The sequence below is a fragment of the Nonomuraea mangrovi genome (assembly GCF_042681425.1).
Taxonomy (GTDB): domain Bacteria; phylum Actinomycetota; class Actinomycetes; order Streptosporangiales; family Streptosporangiaceae; genus Nonomuraea; species Nonomuraea mangrovi.
In genome coordinates this window covers 215,504-231,194 of sequence record NZ_JBHUFV010000050.1, presented here as the reverse complement: position 1 = coordinate 231,194, position 15,691 = coordinate 215,504, and the positions used below count along the sequence as shown (strand labels likewise).

Below are 15,691 nucleotides of genomic sequence, written 5' to 3'. Positions count from 1 at the left end.
CGCTCCCGGGGTTCACGGGCTCGCGGCCGATATGGCCGTCAGCAGGAATCCGAGGCCGAGGAAGAGCAGGAACAGCCCGCCGCCCCTGGTCAGGGGATAGGGGTGTTCGACAAGGGCGAGGGGGCGGGCATGTGACCTCATTCAGCGCGTCTGCGCAGGTAGTAAGCGTAGGTTGCCGCCGCGAGGGCCAGCCCCCACGGCAGCCACGCCAGGCCGGGCCCGAACGAGCCCCAGCCGTCGGCCTTCAGGACGATGTCTCCCTTGGCCACCCACAGGTAGAGCCGCGCCCCCGACTGGACCAGCATGGCCGACGCGCACAGCGCGGGGACCACCGCGAGCCCGATCGGCACGCGCCGACCGCGCAGGAGGGGCATCCAGCGGGGAAAGACCTCACCCCAGCGCTGGACCAGGCCGAGCGTGAGGATCGCACCCGCGACGCACAGCCCGCCGAGCACCGCCTCGACGACCGACCCACCCGTCGCGTTCCCTCCTGCGAGCATCTCCGGCTGGACCCCCAGCGGGATGCCCATCGCCCACGAGATGCGCGAGATCCCGTACGGCAGCGCCAGCAGGGCGGCCGCGTAGGTGACCGGTGTCCCCCATCGGACGGGCTCCCGTGCGCCGCCGCCCTGGTAGGTCCATGCGGCCGCCGCCCAGAGGGCCCCTCCCCCGATGCAGAACAGCATGAACAGTAGCGGACCATCCCAAAGCCCGGTGTAACCAGCGAACAAATAGCCGAAATTCTGGATCACCCGGACATCGGGCACCGCGACCACCAGACCGACGCTCATCGCCCACGCGAAGACGAGCGGCAGCCTGGCCCCCGCGGAGCGGGCCATCACCAGCGCGACCGCGACGCCGAGCAGCCCGAGCGCCGCGATCGCCGGCCCTGTCGAACCTGGCTCAGCCTCCGCGAACAGCGACCCCACCTGCACCGCCCGTGGGTCGGCCGCGCCGAACGGGAACCCTGCGCCGCCCGCCGCCCAGTGGACGCCCGCCGCGCCGAACGCCAACGACCACACGCCTGCCGCCCACGCCGTCCAGGCCCGTGGCCCCCGCGCCAGGACCGGCACGCTTCTGCTCCCGGTCACGCTTCCGCTCTCCGTCATGGGCACCACTCTTCGCCGTGCGAGCCCGGCTCACCTCCCCTGCACGAGGGAGAGGGCTCCCCTCAGGAAGGGAACCCGCTCCCCCCGCCGGTGAGCGCGACGGCCAGCCGGGAGGCGAGCTCGCGGGCGAAGACGTCCCCGTCCCGGCGGCCCATCATGAACAGCCAGGCGAACACGGGGCCGACCAGCATGGCGTGGACCAGGTCCAGCTCGGGGCGCTCGTCCAGTTCGCCCCGCCCGACCGCGCGATCCAGCACCTCCTCGACCAGGTCGCGCTGCCGTTCCATGAACGTCCCCCGGAACCTGGCCGTCAGGTCGGCGTCCGCGATGACGTCCGCGAGCAGGCCGGGAACGGTGACCAGCGCGACGGGGTTGCCCAGCGTGGCGAGGATGTCGTCGATCAGGGCGGCCAGATCGGTGACGAAGGACCCGGTGTCGGCGGGCGCCTCCAGCGCCATCGTGTGGACGGTGGCGGCGAAGACCATCTCCTGCTTGGTGGCGTGGCGGCGGTAGATGGCGGCCTTGCCGACGCCCGCCCTGGCGGCGACGGCGTCCACAGTGAGCCGGACGTAGCCGGTCTCGGCGAGCACCTCCCTGGTCGCGGCCAGGATGGACGCGTCGACCCTGCCGTCCCTCGGCCGCCCTGTCCGCGCCCCCTCCTCGCCTTGCCCTCGCCGCACCGCTCGCGCCCCTTCACCGATCATCGAAGAGCCTTTCGTTCCGCTCGCGCCCCTTCGTCGGAGCGACTTCCCGCACGCCGTCGAAGACGCGGACGTCATGGCTGAGGGTCGGGCCCGGCCTGCCTCCCGGCCGCGCGGAGGAGCATGACGGCGGGCACCCAGACGAGGATGAACGGCGACGGCTCGAAGGCCACCGCTCCGATCGTGCACCAACCGCCGAGTGCCCACGCCACGAACGCGGGAGGAACCACACCCCTGTTGCCGAGCCATGCGACCAGGAGCCCCAGCGTAAGCAGCGGCAGGCCGAACGATCCGATCGTCAGCCAGAAGGCGCCGACGGCGGGCGGGAGCTCGCTCAGCCCGTTCGCGGGGAACCACAGACCTCCGGAGAACCAGGCGGGCAGGTGCGAAACGTTGAGCGCGATGGTGACGACCAGGTGAAACGCGCCGAGGAAGGCGGTGATTCGGCCGCCGAGGACGACCAGGCGACGCCGGGCGGTGACTGCGACATCCATGAAGCACTCCTTACGGAACCGAGTGTTTCGGAACTTCTAGTTCCGTATCGTGTCATGGCCACCGGGCGGGGTGGATTCCGGGGTCGGGCCGCACGGGCCGCCCACGCGTCCATCAGGCGGCTCCGTGGACGACAGGGCGCCGGAGGCGGTCCCGCCAGGGCGAGACCGCCTCCGGCGCGGGATGCCGGTCTATCGCCGGGTGTCCGGTGGCCCGGCCGCCTCGTCCTGCGACTCGTTCTGCTGCAGAGCCTCTTCCAGGAGGTCTCTGTCAATCTGACGCGCAACTGCATCGACATAGACGGAGAAATGATCCATTTCTCCACCATCTCCACCAAAAGACGGCGAGCACGACAAGGGGGATCTCCTTCAGCGGGAACCGAGAGCAGGCGCGCATCTCGGCGAGGGGATATCCGTGCACGACCGCACCACGAGCGACCTGGGCATCGACGCCTGCATCAGCGGCGGCATGCCCGTGGCCGTCAACACATCTCCTCGATGGGCGTATTTCAAGAATCGCCCATCGAGGACCTCTTCGCCCGGCGAATGAGATCAGCGAACCGCTATTTCGCCGGGACCGCATCACGATCCACGAAGAATTACCACTACTGCGAACTATGCGATGATGTCGCCCCAGGTTCGGCTTGCGGCGTCCGGTGGAAGATCCCGCCTCGACCGGCGCGCCTTCCGCTCGGCGACACCGTCGCGGGTCAGTCGTCGCCCTCCACACGCATCACGCCCGCGATCGCGCGCACGATGTCGAGCCTGCGCAGCCCCTCCATCGTCGCCGACAGCGCCGCGTCCGTGGCCCGGTGCGTGACGATGACCAGCTGGGCGTCGTCGCCGTGGCCCTCCTGCCGAACCGTCTGGATGGACACGTCATGCTCCGCGAAGAGCATCGCCACCTGGGCGAGGACACCCGGCTTGTCGGCGACGTCCAGGGACACGTGGCAGCGGGTGACCGTCTCGCCCATCGGGTGGACGGCCAGCGAGGCGTAGATCGACTCGGCCGGCCCGCGGGTGCCCGCCAGGCGGTTGCGGGCCACCGCGACCAGGTCGCCGAGCACGGCGGACGCGGTGGGGGCGCCGCCGGCGCCCTTGCCGTAGAACATGAGCTGCCCCGCCGACTCCGCCTCGACGAAGACCGCGTTGTAGGCCTCGCGCACCCCGGCCAGCGGGTGCGACCTCGGGATCATGGCGGGGTGGACGCGGACGCCGATCGAGCGGCCGTCGTCGGAGCGGGCGCAGATGGCCAGCAGCTTGATGACGTAGCCCATGGCCTTGGCGCTGGCCACGTCGGTCGCGGTGATCTCGGTGATGCCCTCGCGGTGCACGTCGGCGGCGGTGACGCGGCTGTGGAAGGCCAGGCCGGCCAGGATGGCGGCCTTGGCGGCGGCGTCGAAGCCCTCGACGTCGGCCGTGGGGTCGGCCTCGGCGTACCCGAGAGCCTGGGCCTCCTCCAGCGCGTCGGTGAAGGACGCGCCGGTGGAGTCCATCTTGTCGAGGATGTAGTTGGTGGTGCCGTTGACGATGCCGAGCACCCGCTTGACGTGGTCGCCGGCGAGCGACTCGCGCAGCGGGCGCAGCAGCGGGATGGCGCCGGCGACGCTGGCCTCGTAGTAGAGGTCTCCGCCGCCCGCGTGGATGGTGGCGCCGTCCTCGGCCAGCAGGGCCTTGTTGGCGGTGACGACCGACTTGCCGCTGGCCATGGCGGCCAGGATGAGCGAGCGGGCGGGCTCGATGCCGCCGATCACCTCGACGACGATGTCGACGTCGTCGCGGGTGACCAGGCCCTCGGCGTCGTTGGTCAGCAGCGCGGGGTCGAAGGCCACGTCGCGTTTGCGGCCCGGCTTCCTGACCGCGACACCCGCCAGTTCGAGCGGGGCGCCGATGCGGGCGGCCAGGTCGCCGGCCTGCTCCTCCATGAGCTTGATGACCTGGGAACCGACCACGCCGCACCCCAGCAGCGCGACTTTCAAGGGCTCCGGCTTCGTCGACGCCAGGCCGCTGTGTTTCCTGGTGTCCTCGCTTCGCTCGGCCACTAGAGCTGCCCCCTCAACAGGTCGTCCTCGGTCTCGCCCCGCACGATGACGCGTGCCCTGCCGGCCGAGACGGCCACGACGGCGGGCTTGGGCAGATAGTTGTAATTGCTGGCCAGCGACCTGCAGTAGGCGCCCGTCGCGGCGACGGCGAGCAGGTCGCCTGGCGCGAGGTCGGCGGGCAGGTAGTGGTCGCGGACCACGATGTCGCCGCTCTCACAGTGCTTGCCGACCACGCGCGACAGCATGGGCGCCGCGTCGGAGGCGCGGGAGGCGAGCACCGTGGTGTATTCGGCGCCGTAGAGGGCGGTGCGCGCGTTGTCGCTCATGCCGCCGTCGACGCTGACGTAGGCGCGCAGCCCCTCGACGTCCTTGACGGTGCCGACCTCGTACAGGGTGATTCCCCCAGGGCCGACGATGGCCCTGCCCGGCTCGACCGTCAGCCGCGGCACGGGCAGCCCGGCGCTCGTGCAGACCTTGACGACGATCTCGCGGAGGGCGTCGGCGATCACCTTGATGTCGGGGGCGACGTCCTCGTCGACGTAGGCGATGCCGTAGCCGCCGCCGAGGTCGAGCTCGGGCAGCACGACGCCGTGCTCGTCCTTGATCTGCACCAGCAGGGTGGCCAGGCGCGTGGCGGCCACCTCGAAGCCCGCGGTGTCGACGATCTGGGAGCCGATGTGGGAGTGCAGTCCGACGAGTTCGAGCTGCGGCAGGGCCAGGATGCGGCGTACGGCCTCGGCCGCGGCGCCCGTGTTGAGCGACAGGCCGAACTTCTGGTCGTCGTGCGCCGTGGCGATGAACTCGTGGGTGTGCGCCTCGACGCCGGTGGTCACGCGGACCATCACGCGGGGCCTGACCTCCATCTGCTCGGCGAGATAGCCGAGGCGGGCGATCTCCTCGTAGGAGTCGACGACGATGTGGCCGACGCCCACCTCGAGCGCGCGCGACAGCTCCGCCGCCGACTTGTTGTTGCCGTGGAGCGTGATGCGCGAGGCAGGGAAGCCGACGCTGAGCGCGACCGCGAGCTCGCCGCCGCTGGCCACGTCCAGGCCCAGGTCCTCGTCCATCAGCCAGCGCACGAGCTCCTTGCACAGGAACGCCTTGCCGGCGTAGTGCACGTCGGACCCGGCGAAGGCGGTGGCGTAGTCGCGCATGCGGGAGCGGACGTCGTCCTCGTCGACGACGTAGAGCGGCGTGCCGTACTCCTGGGCGAGGTCGCGCACGTCGACGCCGCCGATCGTGAGCGCGCCATCCGTTCGCGTCGACGTTCGCGGCCAGATCGCGGGGTTGATCCGGTTGAGGTCGGCGGGCGCCAGCGGCGGGCGCTCGTGGGGCAGCATCTCAGCGTGCCTGTCCCCGGCTGGATGGGCGAATCGACTCACCCGATCGAGGCTATCGGACGTGATGCAGCCGATGGGACGCCTGCCCACGTATCGAGACGTGACGCGCCCACAAATCGTGGCAACAAGAGGAAATCTTTGCCCAAAATCGCCATATATCTGGATATTTTCAGATTCGCTCGGGGCCGGGGAGCACCGCTCGCACGGCAGCCGCCAGCCGTACCCGGGCCGTGTGCACGGGAGAGGGTCTCTCGTCCCCCCGGGGCACGGCGGGCGCGTTCTCGTGGGCCTCGTGGTAGGCGAGGGCGAGCCTGGGCAGGTAGGCCTGCCACCCGGGGTCGCGGCTCGCCTCGCGGCCGGGCAGTTCGGCGAGCAGTCTGAGCACCGCCCTGTCGCGCGGATCGGTCAGCGTCTCCGGCCTGAAGCCGTCGCCCGGCACGTCGAGCTCACCCGCCCACCTGATGACCGCCGCGGCCCTCGCATGGGCGTATCTCACGACGAAGCCCGGGTTGTCCCAGGTCCTGGGCAGGTCGGGCCACGGATCCTCGAAGGGGACCCGCGCGAACGGCTCGTCGAGCAGCTCGCCCGGGGTGTCGACGGTGATGTGCAGGAACCCCCTGCCGGTGACCGACACCGCGCTCACGCCAGGCAGGGCGCCGACGTCGGCCGCCAGCCGCTCAGGAGGGATCCCCCTACGCAGGGCGGCGGCGGAGAGGTAGACCGCCCGGTGTTCCCATGTGCCCTCGGGCGCCGGCGGGTCGCCGAGCACCTCGGCCAGCCGACGGGGTCGCACGACCCGAGCGTATCCCGGTCAGGGGTCCGCGCCCCTCCCCGTGGAGCTCAGATGAGCGCGTGGGGTTCGGCCGAGCCGTACTCGACGAGATGGGCGGCGCCCAGCAGCCACCGGTCCTCGTCGCGCACCCGCACGTATCCGAACCTGTCCGTCGAGAACACCTTGATCCCGTCCGTACGGCACTGCCGCATCAGCACCTCGTCCCACCCCTCGGTGAGATCCGCGAACCCGATCGCCCGCAGCGCGTTCCTTCTGGCGAGCAGCGTCGCCCCGTTGACCTCCGGCGTGTAGGTGTACTCCGCCTCCGGCTGCTTCAGCAACGTCGCGTGCGCTCCGCGCAGGTGGGCGTAGTAGGAGGCCTTCCCGACGATGTCCGCGGTGCTGAACAGGAAGGCGCGGCTGAGGTCGGCCAGGTAGTGCGAGCCGTACACGTCGCGCGGGTCCATGATCGCGACCAGGTCGGCCTCGCACAGGTCGAGCGCCCTGTTGAGCAGTGCGCCCGTGCTCAGGGCGGGGTCGAGCTCCCTGAAGACGACCTCGCGCGGCTCGAGCACCTCGCGCGCCCGCTCCTCGGCCTCCTCGGGCCCGAAGACGACCACCTGGGTGACGCCCGCCTGCCTGGCGACCTGGGCCAGGCCGTGCTCCAGCGTCGAAGGGTCGAAGACAGGAAGGATGACCGAGACATCGAGCGTCGCGCGGGCGCTCGGCAGCCCGATGGCCTCCAGCAGGTCGTCGACGCGCTCGGTCATGGTGCCCATGTTGTAGGCCCTGCGCAGCGCGGCGTGCGCGCGCCTGGAGTCGCCCTCGGGACCGATGGAGGTGCCGCAGGCGGCCAGCTCGGCCAGCCGCCACTGCGGAGTGCCGGGCGGGCATTCGACGGCGATGGGCCAGCGGTAGGAGGTGAGGACGTCGGGATAGCCGAGGTGGGAGGGCAGGAGCTGGTCGAGCGTGAGCACGCGGCCGTAGCGCCCGCCCGACAGCGGCAGCGGGTTGTGGACGCGCGGCTGGATCGCGAACGGCAGGCGCGGCCAGCCCGCGGCCAGATCGGTCGTGAAGCGGTGGTCGAACAGCTCGGCCGCGGCCGCGTAGTCGGCCACGCTGCCCTGCGTGTGCCAGAAGACGGTGCGGATGCCACGGGCGGCGCACCAGGCCAGCAGCTCGCGCAGCCCCTCGCCGGGCTCGCCGGTGATCTCCGCGGCCCACGGGCCCTGCGTGACCGACTCGACGACCAGCAGGTGCGGCACCTCACCGGCCAGGACGCGGGCGAAGTCACGGGGCGTGAACCCGGTCGTCTGCCGCCACTCGTAACGCAGCAGCGCCTCCGCGTGCGGGTCGGCGATCACGGCCGCCGTCAGGTGCGGGCGGGTGTTGGGACCGGTCGGGATCCGGTACGGCTTGAGCCGCACCGACTTGCCCTCGACCGTCCTGGTCGTGCTGGTGGCCTGGAAGGCCGCTCCAGGGCGCTCGTCCTTCTGCGCGGCGACGGCGACGGGCTTGCGCTTGGGCGCCACAGGCCGCTTGACCGGCTTGGCCGCGCCCTTCAACCCCTTGGCGAGGCGGACGGGGTTGCTCTTGCCCGTCTTGATGGCATCACCGATGCGGTTCCACCTGGCGACCTTGATGGAGGACAGCTTCCACTGCGCGACCTCGGCCTGGTAGCGCTGCTCGGCCAGCTCCTTGCGCAGCTTCTCCGCCGCGGTGCGCTCGCTCTCCAGCTCGGCCTCGGCCTCGGTGAGGCGCTCGTTCATCGTCCTGAGCTCCTCGGTGGCCCGCTCGGCCTCCGCGAGCCTGGCCTGGGCGGCGTCCAGCAGCCTGGCCAGCTCCGCCGCGTGCTCCGCCTCGGCGATGGCGTCGCGCAGCGCGCGGCGCGTGCTCTCCAGCTCAGTACTCACAGGCCCTCCGTCTCTTGGCCCGGCAAAGGATACTCTTTCGCTTGGAATCGGCGTTGAGGAGTGAGATCGCGTGCAGTGGCCGGCGTTCAATGTGAGGCCGTACGTGTGCGGCGCCCTCGGCCGGCTCGACACGGGCCTGCTCGAAAAGCTCGCGGGATCGGGGCCGAAGGTCCGTCCCGCCCTGCAGACGCCCGAGGCGGCGCTGTTCAGCTCGCAGCCGCTGCCGCCCTACCATCGCACCGCCGAGACGTTCGCGTTCTCGTGGGGGGAGCGCAGGCCCGAGCGCGCCGCCGACTGGATCACGGTCGCCGAGACCTACGAGACGCCAGGGCTGATCAGCGACGGCACCCGTACGGTGCTGCACGCGGGCGCGCTCGGCCTGGTCGACGTCTACTACGTGCGCGTGGGCGAGGCGATCTACTTCTCCTCGCTGCTGAAGCCGCTGCTCGAGCTGGTGCCCGTCGGCATCGGCTGGGCGGCCTGGGCGTCGATCATCCAGGTGACCTTCCCGCTCGGGGACGCCACGCCGTACCAGGGGATCAGGCGGCTGCCGGGCTCCAGCGCGCTGGTCCACGCCCACGGGAGGCTGTCGACCGAGCGGCGGCTGCCGCGCTGGCTGCGGCAGGAGCCGTACGAGGCGTGGCGCAGCGCGGGCGAGCTGCTGGAGGTCCTGCACGGGGTCTACGACGACTTCGAGGGCAGGCCGCTGCTGGTGCCCGTCAGCGGCGGCTACGACTCGCGGCTGCTGTGCTCGGTCGCGGTGGCCAGGGGCGCCGACGTCGAGTCGTGGACGACCAGCCCCGACGACGGCACCGACACCGACATCGCGTTCGCCCGCGCGATCACCCGCGAGCTCGGCGTGCGGCACCGCGTCATCACCCAGGACGCCGCCGCCTACCCTGGCGACGCGCTCGAGGTGGCGCGGCGGCTGGAGTTCATGACCCCGCACCACGCCTGGTACGCGCCCTTCGCCAAGGAGGTGCACGGCTCGGGCCGAGTGCTCATCGACGGTCTCGCCGGCGGCCCGCTGCTGAAGAACTTCATGGTCAGCGGCGCGGCACTGGAGGCGAGGACGCAGGCCGAGCGCTCGGCGGCCGTGCTCAGCTCCCTGTCGCTCGGCGCCCCCTCTGCGCCCTTCCTCTCGGAGGCGGCGCAGGCGTGGATCGGCGAGGTCGTGCGCGAGCAGTTCGACGCCTCCACCTCCATGCTCCACGGGCACCGGGCGGAGCTGCCGCTGTCGGTGCTGCACACCCGCACCGTGCGCGGCATCGCCCGCTCGGCGGTCAACCTGGTCGGGCCTGAGGCGTCGTTCGCGGGCCCGTTCATCCATCCCGCCTTCTTCGACGCCGCCCTGTCGGTCGGCGTGGCGCGCAAGGACAAGGGCCGCTTCTACCGCGAGCTGCTGCACGCCGCCAACCCCAGGGTGGCGGCGCTGCCGTCGACGAACGTGGTCAAGCAGCCACTCCAGCGGGTGCCGCTGCGCTCGACCGCCGCTCCCGCCCGCGACTACTCCCACCGGATGCTGGTGAAGGTGGCCGACAGGGTGCCGAGCCTGCTGTCCGACGGGCTGCATGAGGTGATCGGCTCGGGGCCCGACGCGCTCACCCGGTTCAGCGGATGGAACGACCGGTTCTGGGTGCGCGGCCTGGTGCTGTTCGGCGCCTGGCTGACCGACTACGAGAACGACCTCGCCGAGCTGACGCCCCCCTTCTGAGCTGCGGATCTTCCGCGAGAGAACGGAGGGTAACAGCGTGGTTACATACGGATCTCGCGGGTATTACAAGCGGCACAACAAAGCGGGTTCCGGAGGGCCGAAGGGCTGGTAGTGTTCGGCCCGTACCCATGAAGAACGTGCGCAAAATCGCCCCTTAAGGGCGTCCCCGCTGCACGATCTTGATGGGGAAGCGCCGCAAGATACCGGGCACCAGATCACAAATCTGGGCCCGGCAGGGCATGGGGTTCGCAGGGATGACGACTCCAGGCGGCGCGGTCACCACAAAACACGCCGGGGAAACCGGTGACTTCGTCCTGCCCACATCTCCTTCTGTGAGCGTCATATGAACAACCCATCGGTCTCCGAGACCTTCGTCTCGGCCGATCCACGATGGTACAAGCGGGCGGTGTTCTACGAGGTGCTCGTCCGGGGGTTCAAGGACTCCAACGGCGACGGGACCGGAGACCTGCGTGGTCTCATCGAGAAGCTCGACTACCTTCAATGGCTCGGCGTCGACTGCCTGTGGCTGCTGCCGCTGTACGAGTCGCCGCTGCGCGATGGCGGCTACGACATCTCCGACTACGGGAAGATCCTCCCCGACTTCGGTGACCTCGGTGACTTCGTGCAGCTCATCGAGTCCGCGCACGCGCGCGGGATCCGTATCATCACCGACCTGGTGATGAACCACACGAGCGACAAGCACCCGTGGTTCCAGGCTTCGCGCCATGACCCCGAGGGGCCCTATGGCGACTTCTACGTGTGGGCGGACGAGCCGACCGGGTTCCCCGACGCGCCGATCATCTTCATCGGCGCCGAGGAGTCCAACTGGACCTATGACCCGGTGCGCAAGCAGTACTACTGGCACCGCTTCTTCCACCACCAGCCCGACCTCAACTACGACAACCCGGCCGTCCAGGAGGCGATGCTGGAGGTTCTGAGGTTCTGGCTGGACCTCGGGATCGACGGGTTCAGGCTGGACGCCGTGCCGTACCTGTTCGAGAGGGAGGGCACCGACTGCAGCGGGCTGCCCGAGACCCACGCGTACCTGAGGAAGGTGCGTGCGGAGGTCGACCGCCTCTACCCCGACAGGGTGCTGCTGGCCGAGGCGAACGGCTGGCCGGAGGACGTGGTCGAGTACTTCGGCGACCCCACCACGGGCGGCGACGAGTGCCACATGGCCTTCCACTTCCCGCTGATGCCGCGCATCTACATGGCGGTGAAGAAGGAGACGCGCGAGCCGATCTCGGAGATCATGTCGCGCACCCCCAAGCTCCCCGACAACGCCCAGTGGGGCATCTTCCTCCGCAACCACGACGAGCTGACGCTCGAGACGGTGACCGAGGAAGAACGCGACTACATGCACGCCGAGTACGCCAAGGACCCGCGCATGCGGGCCTACCTCGGCATCAGGCGGCGCCTGGCGCCGCTGCTCGACAACAACCGCGACCTGATCGAGCTGTTCACGGCGCTGCTGCTCAGCCTCCCCGGCTCCCCGGTGATGTACTACGGCGACGAGATCGGCATGGGCGACAACATCTGGCTGGAGGACCGCGACTCGGTCCGCACGCCGATGCAGTGGAGCCCCGACCGCAACGCGGGCTTCTCGACGGCCGACCCCGGCAGGCTCTACCTGCCGACGGTCATGGACCCGATCTACGGCTTCCAGGCGGTCAACGTGGAGGCGCAGCAGAAGACCGAGTCCTCGCTGCTGCACTTCACCCGCAAGATGCTGCAGATCCGCCGCCAGCACCCGGTCTTCGGCACCGGCGCCTACACCGAGATGTGGTCGTCGAACCCGTCGGTCCTCACGTTCATGCGCGAGGAGGGCGACGACCTGATGCTGTGCGTCAACAACCTGTCGAAGTTCCCGCAGCCCGTCGAGCTCGACCTGCGGCGCTTCGAGGGCATGGTGCCCGTCGAGGCCAGGGGTGGCGTCCGCTTCCCCAGGATCGGCGAGTCGCCGTACATGCTGTCGCTGCCGGGGCACGGCTTCTTCTGGTTCGCCCTGAAGGCCGAATAGCTCCGACCCGAGAGTCCCCGAGGGTGTCTGCCGACGGCAGACACCCTTTCGGCGCTCACCTGGCGGTGACGGGCACCTGCGCGCGGGCGGCGCGGCGGGCGGGGATCAGCGCGACGGCCAGCGCCGCCCCCACGGCCGCCAGGACGGCCACGACCAGCATGAAGGGCGAGGGTGGACGGGCGATGCCCGCGCCCACGCCGCTGGTGTGGCCCTGAAGGTCGATCAGCCCCTTCACGACGAACGAGCCCGCGGCCGTGCCCACGACGACGCCGAGGACGACCAGCAGCCCCGTCCCCATCACCAGCGTGGCCATGACCTGCCGCGGGGTGAGCCCCATCGCCTTCAGCACCGCCAGATCGTAGGCGTGGTCGCGCAGGCCGAGCGCGCTGGCCGTCAGCAGGTTGGCAAGGCCGATCAGCGCGAGCACGCCGACGAGCGCCACGATGACCACGCGGATGACCGCCAGCCGTTCGGCGGGGTTGACCACGCGCTGGATCTCCAGGCCCTCTCCCGATGCCACCAGCAGCCTGTCGCGCACCTCCGCGGGGTCGGCCCCCTTCTTCAGCGCCAGGCCCCAGAACTCGGGCGGCACCACGTCCTTGGCCGCCAGGCTGTCCACGCCGAGCGAGAGCACCTGTCCGTCGAGGTCGGGTTCGACGGTCCTGCCGACGATCCGGACGATCAGCGGGGTACCGCCGACCGACAGCCACACCCTGTCGCCGATCTTGACCCGCAGCAGGTCGAGCAGCCCCTGCCCGGCGACGGCCTCGCCCCTGTCGGCGTACATGCGGCCCTCGACCACGGGGAAGGGGTACGGCGAGGCGGAGCCGCCGATCGCGCGCACCCTGATCGACCTGGCCTCGCCTGGCACCAGCGCGTCGACCTCGGCGCCCGGGTAGACCTGCTGGACGGCGGGGTCGCGCTGGGCGAGGCCCTTGGCCTCCTCGGAGGTCAGCTTGTCCGGGCGCACCAGCAGCCGGGCGTGCTGGCCCACCTGCTCGGGGTGGGCGAGGAAGTCGTCGAGCGTGGCCCAGACACCGAGCCCGATGGTGATCATCATCATCGGCACGGCGAGGCCGAACATCGTCAGGAAGGCGGGCACCCGCCGGCTGAAGGCGTCGCGGGCGCCCAGCACGAGCGCGGGCGGCAGCCGTACCAGGAGGGCGAGCCTGGCCAGCCGTGACAGGCGGCCGCGCGGCGGCGCCGAGGGCGCGGCGGGGATGGGCGGGGTACGGCTGCCGCGCCACGCGGGCACGCCCACGGCCACCAGCACGACCAGCGCGGTGCCCGCGACGATGGCCAGAAGCGGCACGAGCGCGACGGAGCTCGTGTCGAGCACCAGCCAGGTCACCAGCCAGCCGGGCAGCACGCCGAGCGCGATGCCGAGCAGGCCGAGCGCGCCGTGCTCGACCAGCAGCAGGCTCGCGAGCTGGCCCCTGGTGAAACCCATGGACTTCAGCGTCGCCAGGTCGCGCAGCTGGGACAGCACGCGCCCGCCCGCGGCGTTGGCCAGCGCGAGCACGGCGGCCACCAGGCCGACGATGCCGAACAGCGCGAGCAGCGTGCCGAGCAGGCGGTTGTCGAGCTCCATCGCGGCGCGCACCTCACGCCAGGTGTAGACGCGCTGGACCTCCTCGTCCAGCATCACCACCACGCGCTGGGAGACGAACTGCGTGGCCTCGGGGTCGTCGAGGCGCAGGCCCGTCACCCACTCGCTGCGCCCGAGCTCGGGCTCGACCCTGTCGAGCTTCTCCGGCAGCACCCAGATCAGGCCGGGTGTCCATTCGGGGTAGAAGCCCTGGTCGGCGGAGTCGGCGATGCCGCGCACGTAGAGCACGTGGCGGGCGCCGCTCAGCGCGGTCACGGTGACCGCGCTGCCCAGGCGCAGCCCCAGCGTCCTGGCGAAGGAACGTTCGACGACGACGCCGTCGGGCTGGGCGGGGTTGAGCCAGCCGCCGTCGGCGACCACGGGCCGCGCCACCTCGGGCGCGGCGACCGGCATGGCGCGCAGCGCGGCGGGGGCCTTCCTGCGCTCCTGCAGCACGGTCACGGGCGCCGTGCGGTACGGCCCCGACGCCTGCGTCACTCCGTCGATGGCCTTGAGCGCGACGACCTGCGGCCTGTCCTTGGTGTGGATCCACAGGTGGGCGCCGTTGGTCTGGGCGAACAGGCCGCGCCATGGGTTGGTGCCGTCCTCGAGCAGGGTGGCCGCGGTGATCAGCGCGGCCACGATCCCCGCGATCGTCAGCACGGTCAGTACGGCCTGGCCGCGCCTGGCGCGCAGGTCCGCCTTGATCCATCGGGCGCCGGCTCTCATCGAAGGTCGATGACCTCTCCCGCGCCGCCGCCTCTGCTGGGACGCCTGCGGGCGATCTTGCCGTCGTCGACGATCTGCCCGTCGAGCAGCGAGACGACCCTGTCGGCGAGGCTGGCCACCCTGGCGTCGTGGGTGACCAGGACGATCGTCTGCCCGTCGCGGTGCACCTCGCCCAGCAGGCGCAGCACGTCGCGGGTGTTGCGGCTGTCGAGGTTGCCCGTGGGCTCGTCGGCCAGCAGCAGGCTCGGCTTGTTGGCCAGCGCGCGGGCCAGCGCCACCCGCTGCTGCTCACCGCCCGACAGCTGGGCGGGCGCGGCCTCGACCCGCTCGGTGAGGCCGAGCGCGTCGAGGAGGTATTCCCTGCGCTCGCGCGCCACCTTGGGCGAGGCTCCCGCAAGCAGGGCGGGAAGCTCCACGTTGTCGGCCACGGTCATGCTGGCGACCAGGTTGAAGAACTGGAAGACGAACCCGATCTTCTTGCGGCGCAGCAGCGCCCACGCGCTCTCGGAGAGCGTGTCGGCGCGCTTGCCGTCCAGCCAGATCTCGCCGCTCGTGCGGGTGTCGAGTCCGCCGAGCATGTGCACGAGCGTCGACTTGCCCGAGCCGGAAGGGCCCATGATCGCGACGAACTCACCCTCGTCCACCTGCAGATCCACGCCGCGCACCGCCGGCACGGGCACGTGTTTGTTCTGGTAGATCTTCACCAGGTTGACGGTCTTGAGCACTGTCACGTCAGGTCCTCCTGGCAGCGTTCGAGCCAGTCGAGATCGGCCTGCAGGTGCAGCATGGCGCCCTCGATCAGCAGGAGCGCGACCTGGTTCCCCTGGTCGGTCCGCTCGGCCAGCTCGTTGAGATCGCGCATCAACGCAAGGTAGTGGCGGCGCTGCCGGTTGATCAACGCCATGCGGTCGGCGATGCCGGTCAACGGGGCGAGCACGAGCTTCATGAAGAACTCGTCACGCACCCGCGGGCCCTCCGTCGGCTCGTCCACCCAGTCGGTGAGCGCGTCGCGGCCCTTGGCCGTCAGGTAGTAGACCTTCTTGTTGGGTCGGTTGGACTGCTCGACGTCAACGGCCCTGACCAGGCCATCCTTCTCCAGACGGCCTAGTGTCACGTATATCTGGCCGATGTTGGGTGAGGGATACGCAGTGCCGAAGGTTTGCTCCAGAGCCTGCTTGAGCTCGTACCCGTGTGCGGGTTCCTTCGCGAGGAGCGCCAGCAGGTGCAACCGCACGCCCCACCTCCTCGTTACGCGCTCGTTACGGACATATC

General features: G+C 70.7%; 13 protein-coding genes. 2 read left to right on the top strand and 11 right to left on the bottom strand.

Annotated features, from left to right (window positions below):
* Nucleotides 1–12: 12 nt before the first annotated feature.
* The 8 genes from ACFSKW_RS33710 to ACFSKW_RS33675 all read right to left on the bottom strand — a co-directional run bounded on the left by ACFSKW_RS33710 (nt 13) and on the right by ACFSKW_RS33675 (nt 8,368).
* On the bottom strand, nt 13–141 hold the full coding sequence (locus ACFSKW_RS33710; protein ID WP_379576718.1) for a hypothetical protein: 129 nt from the start codon (nt 139–141) through the stop codon (nt 13–15).
* On the bottom strand, nt 138–1,109 hold the full coding sequence (locus tag ACFSKW_RS33705) for a hypothetical protein (RefSeq protein WP_379576716.1): 972 nt from the start codon (nt 1,107–1,109) through the stop codon (nt 138–140). Before ACFSKW_RS33705 ends, ACFSKW_RS33710 begins: the two co-directional genes overlap by 4 nt.
* Before the next feature lie 62 nt (nt 1,110–1,171).
* On the bottom strand, nt 1,172–1,789 hold the full coding sequence (locus tag ACFSKW_RS33700; protein ID WP_379576714.1) for a TetR/AcrR family transcriptional regulator: 618 nt from the start codon (nt 1,787–1,789) through the stop codon (nt 1,172–1,174).
* 95 nt (nt 1,790–1,884) lie between these two features.
* Nucleotides 1,885–2,304: a DUF6463 family protein gene (locus tag ACFSKW_RS33695; RefSeq protein ID WP_379576712.1), complete on the bottom strand. Its 420-nt coding sequence runs from the start codon at nt 2,302–2,304 to the stop codon at nt 1,885–1,887.
* 707 nt (nt 2,305–3,011) lie between these two features.
* Nucleotides 3,012–4,280, bottom strand: a complete 1,269-nt coding sequence (locus ACFSKW_RS33690) for a homoserine dehydrogenase (protein ID WP_379576710.1) — start codon at nt 4,278–4,280, stop codon at nt 3,012–3,014.
* 62 nt (nt 4,281–4,342) lie between these two features.
* Complete coding sequence (gene lysA / locus ACFSKW_RS33685; protein ID WP_379576708.1) at nt 4,343–5,725, bottom strand: diaminopimelate decarboxylase; 1,383 nt, start codon at nt 5,723–5,725, stop codon at nt 4,343–4,345.
* A 127-nt stretch (nt 5,726–5,852) separates the two neighbouring features.
* Nucleotides 5,853–6,476, bottom strand: a complete 624-nt coding sequence (locus tag ACFSKW_RS33680; RefSeq protein ID WP_379576706.1) for an anticodon-binding protein — start codon at nt 6,474–6,476, stop codon at nt 5,853–5,855.
* A 47-nt stretch (nt 6,477–6,523) separates the two neighbouring features.
* On the bottom strand, nt 6,524–8,368 hold the full coding sequence (locus ACFSKW_RS33675; RefSeq protein ID WP_379576704.1) for a hypothetical protein: 1,845 nt from the start codon (nt 8,366–8,368) through the stop codon (nt 6,524–6,526).
* 70 nt (nt 8,369–8,438) lie between these two features.
* On the opposite strand from ACFSKW_RS33675, the gene ACFSKW_RS33670 reads away from it, so the two are divergent.
* The gene (locus tag ACFSKW_RS33670; RefSeq protein ID WP_379576702.1) at nt 8,439–10,082 is read left to right on the top strand and encodes an asparagine synthetase B family protein; all 1,644 of its coding nucleotides are present in this window, start codon (nt 8,439–8,441) and stop codon (nt 10,080–10,082) included.
* A 343-nt stretch (nt 10,083–10,425) separates the two neighbouring features.
* On the top strand, nt 10,426–12,102 hold the full coding sequence (treS, locus tag ACFSKW_RS33665) for a maltose alpha-D-glucosyltransferase (protein WP_379576700.1): 1,677 nt from the start codon (nt 10,426–10,428) through the stop codon (nt 12,100–12,102).
* A gap of 55 nt (nt 12,103–12,157) precedes the next feature.
* On the opposite strand, the gene ACFSKW_RS33660 is transcribed toward treS, so the two are convergent.
* From ACFSKW_RS33660 to ACFSKW_RS33650, 3 genes are read right to left on the bottom strand one after another with little or no spacing between them, the layout of a single operon-like run.
* Nucleotides 12,158–14,419 (bottom strand): ABC transporter permease, encoded by a 2,262-nt coding sequence (locus ACFSKW_RS33660; protein WP_379576698.1) that lies wholly within the window; start codon nt 14,417–14,419, stop codon nt 12,158–12,160.
* Entirely contained in the window at nt 14,416–15,150 is a 735-nt protein-coding gene (locus ACFSKW_RS33655) for an ABC transporter ATP-binding protein (RefSeq protein WP_379576696.1), read from the bottom strand. The genes ACFSKW_RS33660 and ACFSKW_RS33655 overlap by 4 nt, the downstream gene beginning before the upstream one ends.
* On the bottom strand, nt 15,147–15,653 hold the full coding sequence (locus tag ACFSKW_RS33650) for a PadR family transcriptional regulator (RefSeq protein ID WP_379576694.1): 507 nt from the start codon (nt 15,651–15,653) through the stop codon (nt 15,147–15,149). The genes ACFSKW_RS33655 and ACFSKW_RS33650 overlap by 4 nt, the downstream gene beginning before the upstream one ends.
* Nucleotides 15,654–15,691: the final 38 nt, after the last annotated feature.